The sequence below is a fragment of the Halorhodospira halophila genome, from assembly GCF_016653405.1.
Classification (GTDB): domain Bacteria; phylum Pseudomonadota; class Gammaproteobacteria; order Nitrococcales; family Halorhodospiraceae; genus Halorhodospira; species Halorhodospira halophila_A.
Genome location: NZ_NHSN01000025.1, coordinates 153,253 through 164,319, shown reverse-complemented (window position 1 = coordinate 164,319; position 11,067 = coordinate 153,253). Strand labels below are relative to the sequence as shown.

8 protein-coding genes are annotated in these 11,067 nt (G+C 70.9%); all 8 read left to right on the top strand.

Going from position 1 to position 11,067, the window contains the following annotated elements:
* Positions 1-9 precede the first annotated feature (9 nt).
* The 8 genes from CCR79_RS10125 to CCR79_RS10090 all read left to right on the top strand — a co-directional run bounded on the left by CCR79_RS10125 (position 10) and on the right by CCR79_RS10090 (position 11,047).
* Positions 10-1,191, top strand: coding sequence for a cell division protein ZipA C-terminal FtsZ-binding domain-containing protein (locus CCR79_RS10125; RefSeq protein WP_201171772.1), 1,182 nt, complete (start codon positions 10-12; stop codon positions 1,189-1,191).
* 23 nt (positions 1,192-1,214) lie between these two features.
* A complete protein-coding gene (ligA, locus tag CCR79_RS10120) occupies positions 1,215-3,347 on the top strand; it encodes an NAD-dependent DNA ligase LigA (protein WP_201171770.1) in 2,133 nt (710 codons plus the stop codon).
* 98 nt (positions 3,348-3,445) lie between these two features.
* Positions 3,446-4,666 (top strand): efflux RND transporter periplasmic adaptor subunit, encoded by a 1,221-nt coding sequence (locus CCR79_RS10115; protein ID WP_201171768.1) that lies wholly within the window; start codon positions 3,446-3,448, stop codon positions 4,664-4,666.
* Positions 4,663-7,716: an efflux RND transporter permease subunit gene (locus CCR79_RS10110; protein WP_201171766.1), complete on the top strand. Its 3,054-nt coding sequence runs from the start codon at positions 4,663-4,665 to the stop codon at positions 7,714-7,716. The genes CCR79_RS10115 and CCR79_RS10110 overlap by 4 nt, the downstream gene beginning before the upstream one ends.
* Positions 7,703-9,223, top strand: a complete 1,521-nt coding sequence (locus CCR79_RS10105; protein ID WP_201171764.1) for a TolC family protein — start codon at positions 7,703-7,705, stop codon at positions 9,221-9,223. The genes CCR79_RS10110 and CCR79_RS10105 overlap by 14 nt, the downstream gene beginning before the upstream one ends.
* A 25-nt stretch (positions 9,224-9,248) precedes the next feature.
* Complete coding sequence (locus CCR79_RS10100; RefSeq protein ID WP_201171763.1) at positions 9,249-9,743, top strand: DUF2867 domain-containing protein; 495 nt, start codon at positions 9,249-9,251, stop codon at positions 9,741-9,743.
* 77 nt (positions 9,744-9,820) lie between these two features.
* On the top strand, positions 9,821-10,414 hold the full coding sequence (locus tag CCR79_RS10095) for a GNAT family N-acetyltransferase (protein ID WP_201171761.1): 594 nt from the start codon (positions 9,821-9,823) through the stop codon (positions 10,412-10,414).
* 51 nt (positions 10,415-10,465) lie between these two features.
* Entirely contained in the window at positions 10,466-11,047 is a 582-nt protein-coding gene (locus CCR79_RS10090) for a carboxymuconolactone decarboxylase family protein (protein ID WP_201171750.1), read from the top strand.
* The last annotated feature ends 20 nt before the right edge of the window (positions 11,048-11,067 follow it).

The window sequence follows — 11,067 nt, the reverse complement described above, 5'->3', positions numbered from 1 at the left end:
GAGAGACCCATGGATGCGATGCGTTGGACGATCCTGGGCGTAGGGGTGCTGGTGTTGCTGGCGATCTACGCCTTCGGCCGGTGGCGGGATCGGCGCCGCCGGCACGCCGAGCAGAAGCCGGCCGCCGCGGCGGCGGGTAGCGCACAGGGGCGCGGGGGCGTCGCCGGCGCCGGCGAGGAAGGGGGTGGCGGCGATTTGCGCCCCGGCCAGTCAGAGCGCCCGGTGATCGATGACGATGAGCTGCGCGGCATCGACGATCTCCTTGCCGAGCGGGAAGAGCTGGCCCCGGAGGAGCTCGACCTGGGGTTGGATCTGGGCGAACGGCCCGCTGCGTCGGGTGCGACGCCGCAGACGGGCGAGCAGGGCGACGATCGGCCCTGGTGGCAGTCCGCCGAGGCAGCCGCCGGCGAACCGGACGAGCGAACCGGCACGCCGCACCGCTCCGCTGCCGCCGAGGCGGAACGCGCCGGCCTGGCACCAGCCGGGGAGCAGCCGCAGGCGGCGGCCGGTGAACCCGTAGGGGCGGGGGCGGACGCCGCCGGAAGCGGTTCGCAGCCAGCGGGGCATGCCGACGCGGAGCCGGTCGGGGCAAGCGACGCCGGGAGCGGGGCAGAGAAGTCGGAGCCGTCGCCGGCAGGGAGGGGCGGCGGGACGGCCACCGCCGGGGTCGAGGAGCCGGCGCCGCTGAAGCTCTCGCCGGCCTCGCAGGTGGAGATCGCCGCCTACCGCAGTGGCGATGTCGAGGAAGCGGAGAAGATCCTGGTGGCGTTTGTGGCCGCCCCGGAAGGCGAGCGTTTCCGGGGGGCGGCGATCGAGCGGGCCCTGCGGCGGGTGCGCATGGTTCCGGGCGAGCAACGCATCTGGCACCGCCGCGGGCAGAGTGAGACGGGGCGAGTGACCCTGTTCAGTGCGGCGAGCATGGTGGAGCCGGGGTATCTGGACCCGGAGGAGACGCTGCCGGGCCTGGAGACCCCGGGGCTGGTGTTCTTCATGCAGCTACCCCTGCCAGTGGATGGCGAGCAGGTGCTCGACGCGATGCTGGCCACGGCCTACCAGGTATCCGTGGAACTCGGTGGCGAGTTGCTCGATAGCACCCGTTCCACCATGACGCAGCAGATCGCCGAGCACATGCGCGAACAGCTGCGCGAGCACCGGCGGCGGCTGCACATCGCCGTGCATAAGCGCCAATAAGACCCACCCGACAAGGAGCGAGCGTGGCTGAATCGACGCCGTCCCGCGAGCAGGCGCAGCGACGCGTGGCCGAGCTGCGCGCCGAGATCGCCGAGCACGATCACCGCTACTACGTCCTCGACCGGCCGAGCATCTCGGATACCGAGTACGACGCCCTGTTCGCCGAGCTGCAGCGCCTGGAGGCGGCCTACCCCGATCTGGCCACCGCCGACTCGCCCACCCGGCGGGTGGGCGGGACCGTGCAGGAGGGCTTCGCCGCCGTCGCCCATGACACCCCCATGCTCTCGCTGGACAACGCCTTCGAGGGCGAGGATCTGGTCGAGTTCGACCGCCGCATCCGCGACCGGCTCGGCGTGGCCAGCGTGCTCTACACCGGTGAGCCGAAGCTCGACGGCATCTCGCTGAGCCTGACCTACGAGGACGGTGTGCTGGTGCGTGCCGGGACCCGGGGCGATGGGCAGAGCGGTGAGGACGTGACCCACAACGTGCGCACCGTCGGCAGCGTGCCGCTGCGCCTGCGCGGCAGCGGCCATCCGGCGCGGCTTGAGGTGCGCGGCGAGGTGGTGATCCGAAAGGAGGATTTCGAGCAGCTCAATCAGGCCCGTCTCGAGGCGGGCGAGCGGCCCTTCGCCAACCCGCGCAACGCTGCCGCCGGGTCGGTGCGGCAGCTCGACCCGCGGATCACCGCGCAGCGACCGCTGACCCTGTTCACCTTCGGCGTCGGCGAGCCGCTGGCGCTGGGGGTGCCCACCCACTGGGAGGTGCTCGAGCGCCTGGCCGAGTGGGGCTTTCGCACCACCGCGCCGCTGGAGCGCCTGGAAGGCGTGGCCGCGTGCCAGGCCTACCGCGAGCGGCTCATCGAGGACCGGGATGCACTGCCCTTCGAGGTGGACGGCGCCGTGTTCAAGGTCGATGACCTGGCCGCCCGCGAGCAGCTCGGCTTCACCGCCCGCGCCCCCCGCTGGGCCCTGGCCTTCAAGCTCCCGGCCCGGGAGGCGACCACCGTGGTCGAGCGGATCGTCCCCTCGGTGGGACGCACCGGCAAGGTCACCCCCCTGGCCCGGCTGCAGCCGGTGGAGGTGGGCGGTGTCACCGTTGCCCGCGCCAGCCTGCACAACGCCGACGAGCTGGCGCGCATGGACGTGCGCGAAGGCGATACCGTCATGGTGCGCCGTGCCGGCGACGTCATCCCGCAGATCACCGCCGTGATTCACGACAAGCGCCCGCGGCAGGCCGAGCCGTGGCGCTTCGAGGAGCGCGTGCAGACCTGCCCGGAGTGCGGCTCGGCGGTGCAGCGCATCGAGGGCGAGGCGGCCCACCGGTGTGTGGGCGGCCTCTACTGCCCCGCGCAGCGCGAGGGGGCCATCCTCCACTTCGCCTCCCGCCGCGCCCTGGACATCGACGGGCTGGGCGAGAAGATCGTCGAGCAGCTGGTGGCCAAGGGGCTGGTGGCCGACCTGGCTGATCTGTTTCGCCTGAGCCACGCCCAGTTGGCCGGGCTCGAGCGTATGGGCGACAAGTCCGCCGATAACCTCCTCGCCGCCCTCGAGCGGGCGCGGCGTACAACGCTGGCGCGGTTCCTCTACGCCCTCGGGATTCCCCATGTCGGTGAGGTGACCGCGCGCCGCCTGTCCGAAGCGGCCTACGGTCTGACGGCCGCGATCCCCCGCGGCGATTTGGGCCGGCTGCGAGAGGCCGCCGGCGTGGAAGCGGGGACGGCGATCACCAGCGAGGCGCTGTTGCGGGTGATGGCGGCCCCGGCCGAGGAGCTCGAGGCCGTGGAGGATGTCGGCCCGGTGGTGGCGCGGGCCATCGCCGGCTTCTTTGCCGAGCCCCACAATCGCGACGTGGTCGATCACCTCTGCGCCGCCGGGGTCCGCTGGCCTGAGCCGGAACCGCCGGAGCAGGTCGCCGCGTCACCCCTGGCCGGCTGCACCCTGGTGCTCACCGGCACCCTGGAGGGCCTGACCCGGGACGAGGCCAAGGCCGCCATCGAGGCGTGTGGCGGTCGGGTGACCGGCAGCGTCTCGAGCCGGACCGACTACCTGGTGGCGGGGGCGGATGCCGGCAGCAAGCTGAACAAGGCCCGGGAACTCGGTGTCGAAATCCTCGATGAAGCCGGCCTGAGGGAATTGCTCGGCGAGCGCAGGGCGTAGCCACTGCGCAGCGGGCCCGGGCCGGTTTTCCCCGAAGCGGCCCAGGGGATTGGTATACTTTGCCGCACCTCTCCAACCGGTGAACCGATCGAGACTCCATGCCCGTCAGAGCCCGTAGCCGCATCCAGACCTTCCTCCTGTGGGGCGCCAGTGCCCTGATCGTGATCGGTGCCGTGGCGCTGTTCCGCGCCGACCTGGGTACCGGCGCCGGCCCCGGCGGGGAGCGCGAGAGCGCCGCCGTAGCCGTCGAAGTGGAGCCGGTGGAGCGTCGCGACCTGAAGGATGTGCGCCGCTTCGACGGCAACCTCGAGGCGAATGTGCGCTACGAGCTCGCCCCCAAGGTCACCGGTGAGCTGCGCAGCCTGGAGGTGCGCATCGGTGACACCCTCGAGCCCGGCGACCTGATCGCCCGGCTCGATGATCAGGAGGTGGCGCAGGAGGTGGCCGAAGCCGAGGCTGGCCTCGAGGTAGCACGCGCGCAGCTGGCCGAGAGCCAGGCGGCCCTGGCCTCCGCCGAGCGCGACCTCAACCGCACCCGCGAGCTGAGGGAGCGCGAGATCGCATCCGCCGCCGAGCTGGAGGCGGCCGAAGCCCAGGTGGCCGCCGAGCGCAGCCGCGTGCAGCTGGCGCGCGCGCAGATCGCCCAGCAGCAGGCGGCGCTGAGCGCCGCGCAGATCCGCCGCTCGTTCACCGAGATCCGCGCCGACTGGGACGACGGCGAGCGGGTGGTCGGCGAGCGTTTCAAGGACCCCGGTGCCACGGTCAGCGCCGGCGAGGCGATCCTGACCCTGCTGGATGTCTCGCAGCTGCGGGCCGAGGCGTTCGTCACCGAACGGGAGTACGCCCGCCTGATGCCCGGCCAGGCCGCGCGGCTGCGCGTCGAGGGCTACCCGGATACCGATTTCCCGGCCGAGGTGGCTCGCCTGGCCCCGCTGTTCAGCGCCACCACGCGCCAGGCCCGGGTGGAATTCACCGTGCCCAACCCCGAAGGCCGCCTGCGTCCGGGCATGTTCGCCCGCCTGGCGGTGGAGGTCGGGCGCGCCGAGGACGTGGTCACCGTCCCCCGCGAGGCGGTCATCCAGCGCGGCGGCCGGTCCTCGGTCTTTCTGCTCAAGGAGGCCGAGGAGGGTCCGCCGCGGGTGCGCCTGGTGCCGGTGGAGACCGGTCTGCGTGCCGGGGGGCGCGTCGAGGTGCGCCCGCAGGCGGAGGGCGAGGCGCCCCTGAGCGGCGCCGTGGTGACCCTCGGTCAGCACCTGCTCGCCGACGGCAGTCGCGTCGAGGTGGTCGGCGAGCCGGGTAACGAGGTGGCCGCGCCGTGAAGATCGCCGCCTTCTGCGCCCGGCGTCCGGTCTTTACCGTGATGGTCACGCTGATCGCCGTGACCCTGGGCCTGAACGCCCTCGACCGGCTGCCGGTGGACCTGCTGCCGGAGATCGAATACCCCACCCTGCGCATCTCCACCAACTACCCGGGCGCGGGCCCCGAGGAGGTGGAGTCGCAGATCGTCGAGCCCATCGAGAACGCTGTTGCCCCGGTGGCCGGGGTGGAGCGCATCGAATCGGTCTCCGCCGAGGATCAGGGCGACGTCAGCCTCTCCTTTGCCTGGGGGACCGATCTGGAGGCCGCGGCCAACGACATCCGCGAGCGGCTGGATCGGATCGTCCGCGATCTGCCGGACGAGGCCGATCGGCCGCGGCTGCGCTTTCTGGACCTCTCCGACCGTCCCGTTCTGGTTATCGGTTTGTCCGCCGAGCTCGATCCCATCGAGTTGCGCTCTCTGGCCGAGGACCGCATTCGCGACCGCCTGGAGCGGGTGCCCGGGGTCGGGGCCCTGGATATCTGGGGCGGTCTTGAGCGAGAGATCGAGGTTGCAGTGGATCCGGGGCGTCTGCGCGCCGCGCAGCTCTCCCTGGAGGATGTTCGTGAGGCCATTGCGGATGCCGACTTCGAGGTGGCCGCCGGGCGCCGGGCGGAGGGCCGCCTGGAACTCGGGCTGCGCGTGCCGGGGCGGGTGACCGACCTCGACGCGCTGCAGGGGTTGCCGGTGGCCCGCGGGGAAGACGGATCGCTGGTCCGGCTGGGGCAGTTGGCGCAGGTCCGCGACACTCACGAGGAGGAGACGCGGCGTATCCGCATCGACGGTGAGCCGGGGATCCGCCTGGCGGTCCGCGGTCGCTCCGACGCCAACACCGTGGCGACGGCAGAGCGGGTGCGCGCGGAACTGGAGCAGCTGCGCAACGAGTTGCCCCAGGTCAGCCTGACGCCAGTGCGCGACACCGCCGTCTATATCGAGCGCTCGATGCAGAACCTGGGGCGGGCGATCCTGCTCGGCGGTGTGCTAGCGCTGGTGGTGCTGCTGATCTTCCTGCGCGACCTGCGCGCCGCCATGGTGGCCGCGGTGGCCATCCCGGTGTCGCTGGTCACCACCTTCGCCCTGGTCTACTTTGCCGGTTTCACCCTGAACCTGATGACCCTGGGCGGTATTGCGCTCGGCGTGGGGCTGATGGTCGACAACGCCATCGTGGTGCTGGAGTCGATCATGGCCCGCCGCGAGCGCGGCCTGGCCCCTTATGAGGCGGCGGTCAACGGCACCCTGGAGGTGGCTCCGGCGGTGACCGCCAGCACCCTGACCACGCTGGCTATCTTCGTGCCGCTGGTCTTTCTCGAGGGGATCGCCGGGGCGCTATTCACCCAGCTCGCCTGGGTGGTCGGCTTCGCCCTGTTCGGCTCACTCATTGTGGCCTTCACCGTTGTGCCGATGCTCGCCGCCCGATTGCCCCAGCGCTCCGAAGGGGTGGCCCGGGTGGCCTGGTACCGAGCACTGGAGCGTGGCTACCGGCGTCTGCTCGGCGGTGTGCTCAGTCGCCGCGGCGCCGTGATGGGCCTGGCCACGGCGCTGGTGGTGCTGGCGGTGGCTATCGTGCCGCGGCTCGGCACCGAGCTCATGCCCGGCACCGACGAGGGCGATATCCGCATGAGCTTCGAGTGGGAGCCGGGGGTGTCGCTGGCATTCATGGACGAGCGCATGCGCCGGATCGAGCAGCGGGCCGTCGCCATGGTGCCCGAGGCCGAGCACTGGGTCTCCAGTTCCGGCACCGGCGGCTTCCGTGCCGGCGGCGGGGACACCAGCCGCCTGGACTTCTCCCTGGTCTCGGTCACCGAGCGCGATCGCAGCACCGAAGAGGTGGCCGACGAGCTTCGCGAGGCCTTCCAGGCCACCCCCGGCGCCGAGGTGCGCGTGCGCGCCCGGCAGACCCGGCCGACCCGCGGTGGCTTCGGCGCCGAGGGCGAGGAGCTGACCATCGAGGTCTTCGGCTTCCAGCGCGAGACCCTGGACCGCGTGGCCGGCGCCATGGAGGAGCGGGTCAGCCGGGTGGAGGGGGTCACCGACGTGCGCACCGGTCAGGACCGCTCGGCGCCGGAGGAACAGCTGCACATTGACCGGGCCCGGGCGGCGGATATGGACGTCTCGGTCAGCCGCATCGCCAATACCATCGAGGTGGCCGTGGCGGGTGCCCGCGCCGGGCTCTATCGGGATACCGGCGAGGAGGTGGCGATCCGTGTGCGCCTGGCCGATGCCCGGCAGATCGAGCGTGAAGAGCTGCTCGATCTCACCGTGCCCAACCGCAGCGGTGAGCCGGTGGCTCTGCGCAGCCTGGTCAATGTGGTGGAGGGCGAGTCGCCGCTGACCATCGAGCGGCGCGACCGCCAGCGGGTGACCACGCTGCAGGCCAACATCAGCGGCCGGGATCTCGGTTCGGTGGTGGCCGACGCCCGCGCCGAGCTGGCCGGGGTCCCGGTGCCGCGTGGCTACGGCTGGCGCATCGGTGGCGACTACGAGGAGCAGGCCGAGGCGCTGCAGCAACTGACCATCACCCTGCTGCTGGCGGTGGCCCTAGTCTACATGGTCATGGCCTCGCTCTACGAATCCCTGCGCAATCCCCTGGTGGTGATGTTCACGGTGCCCCTGGCCGGTGTCGGCGTGGTGGGGATGCTCTGGGCCACCGGCACCACCATCAGCGCGCAGTCGTTCATCGGCATCATCCTGCTCGCCGGGATCGTGGTGAACAACGGCATCCTGCTCGTCGACCGCGCCAACCGCAGCCTGGTCCGCGGGGCCCCGCCGCGTCAGGCGGTGCTCATCGCCGGGCGACGACGGCTGCGCCCGGTGCTCATGACCTCGCTGACCACCGGCCTGGCCCTGCTGCCCTTGGCACTGGGCATTGGCGAGGGCGCCGAGGCGCAGGCCCCCATGGCCCGCGCCGTGCTCGGCGGTTTGATCACCGGCACCCTGATCACCCTGGTGGTCATCCCGGTGGTCTTCACCCTGTTCCACTCGGCGAAGGGCAGACGGCATGCGATGGTGTGACTGCGGCTGGCGCCGCCCGCTGACCGGCGGCCTGCTCCTGGGCTCGGCGCTGCTGCTCGCCGGCCGCGTGGTGGCCGGCGGCGACGAGGCGTGGGAGCTGAGCCTGGAGGAGGCGGTCTACAGCGCTGTCGAGCACAATCCGGCGCTCCAGGCCGAGCGCCTCGGCCCGGTGGTGGCGGGCACCTTTGAGCAGATCGAGCTGGGGGCGTTCGATCCGGAAGTCTTCCTAGAGGGGGACTACCGGCGGCGGCAGCTGGAGCAGATCGGCCTTGAGACGGGTCGGGCGCGGGATACCGATCGCACCGACGTCGGGCTCTCGGCCGGCATCAGTCAGCGTCTGCCTATGGGGGCCGAGTGGCGCCTGTCGGCGGTCCAGGACTTCGACGAGGATCGTGAAACCGGGCAGGAGCTTCATACCAGTGGCCTGCAGCTACGGCTCAGCCAGCAGCTCCTGCAGGGCCGGGGGCGAGCGGTCAACCTGGTCAGCCTGCGCCAGGCGGAGCTGGAAACCCTGCGCTCGGAGCACGAGCTGCAGGGCTTCGCGCAGCAACTGGTGGCGGACGTGGAGTCGGCGTATTGGGATTTCGTGCTCGCCGACCGCGAGATCGCCATCTTCGAGGAGTCCCTGCAGCTGGCCGAGCAGGAGGTGGAGCGGGCCGAGCAGCGGATCGAGCTGGGCGACCTGGCCGAGACCGAGCTGGCCCCGCTGGAGTCCGAGGCCGCCCTGCGCCGCCAGGAGCTGATCGATGCGCGCAGCCGCCGCGAGGCGGCGCGGCTGGAGCTGCTGCGCTTGATCGGCAGCGAGGATCAGCTCCAGGAGGATCGAGAGATCGAGCCCCTGACCGACCCCGAGCGCCTGGTCGTCGAGCCCGATCCGGTGGCCGAGCACCTGGCCCTGGCCCTGGAGCGGCGCCCGGAACTCAATCAGGCCCGCCTGGATCTGCGCAGCGAGAACCTGCAGGTTACCCGGACGCGGAATGGCTTGTTGCCCGAGCTCGAGTTGTTTATCCAGTTGGGCAGCAGTGGATATGCCGATTCTTTCAGCGGTGCGCCCCGGGACCTGGACGGGTCCAGCTACGACGCGCAGGTGGGGATTTCCCTGGGACGCTCGCTGACCAATCGCGCCCCTGAGGCGGAGCACCGCCAGGCGCTGACCCTGCGCAACCAGGCCAATCTGAGTCTGAGCAATATGGCCCGCTTGGTGCGCCACGATGTCCGCACGGCCCATCTGGAGCTGCAGCGGGCGGCCGCCCAGATCGAGGCGAGCCGTGCCACCCGCCGTGCCCGCGAGGAGCAGGTGCGCGCAGCAGATGAGCGCTTCCGGGCCGGGGATGCGACCGCCTTCGCCGTGGTCCAGGCCCAGCGCGATCTGCTCGAGAGTCGGATCAGCGAGGCGGCGGCGCAGGTGGAGTACCGCACCGCGCTGGTCGAACTCTACCGGCTGGATGGTACGCTGCTGGAGCGTCGCGGCATACAGGCGGCGACCGACGAGGGTGCGCCGCACTGAGGCGGATACCAAGGAGCCGTGGCCCATGACCAACCCGCTGGACTACCCGCGCTTTCCCTTTCGTGCCGGGGCGAGCGCGATGACCACGGCCCCCCTGTCGGCGGTCTGGGAGCAGTGCGTGTCGATCGGCGGGCCCAACCGCTACTACTACATGAACCCGCTGTGGAGCCTGCGCGAGTCGTTGGATGCGCTGCTCGGCGGTCGCGGGCTCAGCCGGGGGCGGCCGCTGCATACCGACCTGCGCCCCGGCGATGTCATCGACTCATGGCGGGTGCTGGTGGTGGAGCCGCGGGAGCGTCTGGCGTTGGGCTTCGGCATGAAGGCCCCGGGGACCGGGGTGCTGGAGTTCACCGTCCGGCCCCATGAGCAGCAGACCCGCGTGCGGGTGACCGCGTATTGGTCCCCGCGGGGGGTGCCCGGGCGCATGTACTGGTACGCCATGGAGCCCGCCCACGCCATCCTGTTCAAGGGGCTGGCCCGCGCCATCTGCCGCCGCGCGGAGACGCGGGCGAGTGGTTGAGCCCCTTCTTTGACACACCGCGAGCGCGTGCCGGATCCTGATCCCTTCTGAACCGCATTGTCGGGAGCTGGAGGACCATGAGCGAGCCGCACATCGAATACCTTCAGGGCGAGGAGATCGGCCAGCGTTTTGAGCAGATCGCCGCGCTGCGGCTGCAGGTCTTCCGGGAATGGCCCTACCTCTACGACGGCAGCATGGAGGAGGAGCGGTACTTCCTGCGCTTTTACCTCGACGCCCCGTGGGCGTTGGCCACCGTGGTTGTGGATGGCGACGAGGTGGTCGGGCTGTCGACGGCCATGCCGCTGACGGACGAGTCCCCGCGGATCCAGAAGCCGTTTATCGATGAAGGCTTCGATCCGGGGCAGGTGTTCTACCTGGCCGAGTCGATCCTCCTGCCGGCCTATCGCGGCCGGGGGTTCTACCGGCACTTTTTCGATGTCCGGGAGCGCCATGCTCGAAGCTGTGGCGACTACCAGTGGGCCACCCTGTGCACTGTGGTCCGTGATCCGGCCCATCCGCTCCGCCCGGCGGACTACCAGCCACTGGACCCCGTCTGGCGGCACTTCGGGTATACGCCCCGCGAGGAGCTGATCGCCTACTACCCTTGGAAGCAGGTCGACGAGCCTGCGGAGACCGATAAGCCCCTGCAGTTCTGGATCAAGCAGTTGTGAAGGCGCTGCGGCGGGATCCCGGCCGAGGGCGTGGCCGGACGGGGAGGAGTGATGCGCATCGAGCCCAAGCCTCTGAACGCCTATCCCTGGTACCTGCGCCCGTTCTTCTGGAACCAGCGCCGCAAATACGGTGAAGTCCTCCAGCCGGGGCTGCTTTGGGGGCGCTCGCCCAGGGTCTTTGCCGCCTTGGCTCTGCTTTTCGGTGCCCTGGAGCGCAGACGCAGCCCCCTGGATCCGGCGCTGCGCTCGCTGGTTACCGTCCGTGTGTCACAGATCAACCACTGCGCGTTCTGCATCGATATCAATACCCGCACGCTGAACCGGCGCGGCGTTGACTGGACGAAGATCACTGCGCTGTCCGAGTGGCGGCAAAGCGATGCCTTCGACGAGCGTGAGCGGGCCGTGCTGACCTACACGGAGGCCATGACCTGCAGTGATGCCGGGGTTCGGGATGAGCACGTTGACGCCTTGCGGCCCTACTTCGACGAAGACGGGCTCGTGGAGCTGACCGGTCTGATCGCCTTCCAAAACATGTCGAGCAAGTTCAACAGTGCCCTCGACGTGCCGGCCCAGGGGTTCTGTCAGGCGCCTGGCAGGAGCCGGGTGAAAGGCGGCCGGCCCGGCGCCGACTGAGCCGCGCCGCCCGGTGCCGC

Coding starts and splice junctions, on each gene's coding strand:
- CCR79_RS10095 (WP_201171761.1), top strand. CDS start 9,821: ATGAGCGAGCCGCACATCGAATACCTTCAGGGCGAGGAGATCGGCCAG.
- CCR79_RS10100 (WP_201171763.1), top strand. CDS start 9,249: ATGACCAACCCGCTGGACTACCCGCGCTTTCCCTTTCGTGCCGGGGCG.
- CCR79_RS10125 (WP_201171772.1), top strand. CDS start 10: ATGGATGCGATGCGTTGGACGATCCTGGGCGTAGGGGTGCTGGTGTTG.
- CCR79_RS10105 (WP_201171764.1), top strand. CDS start 7,703: ATGCGATGGTGTGACTGCGGCTGGCGCCGCCCGCTGACCGGCGGCCTG.
- CCR79_RS10090 (WP_201171750.1), top strand. CDS start 10,466: ATGCGCATCGAGCCCAAGCCTCTGAACGCCTATCCCTGGTACCTGCGC.
- CCR79_RS10115 (WP_201171768.1), top strand. CDS start 3,446: ATGCCCGTCAGAGCCCGTAGCCGCATCCAGACCTTCCTCCTGTGGGGC.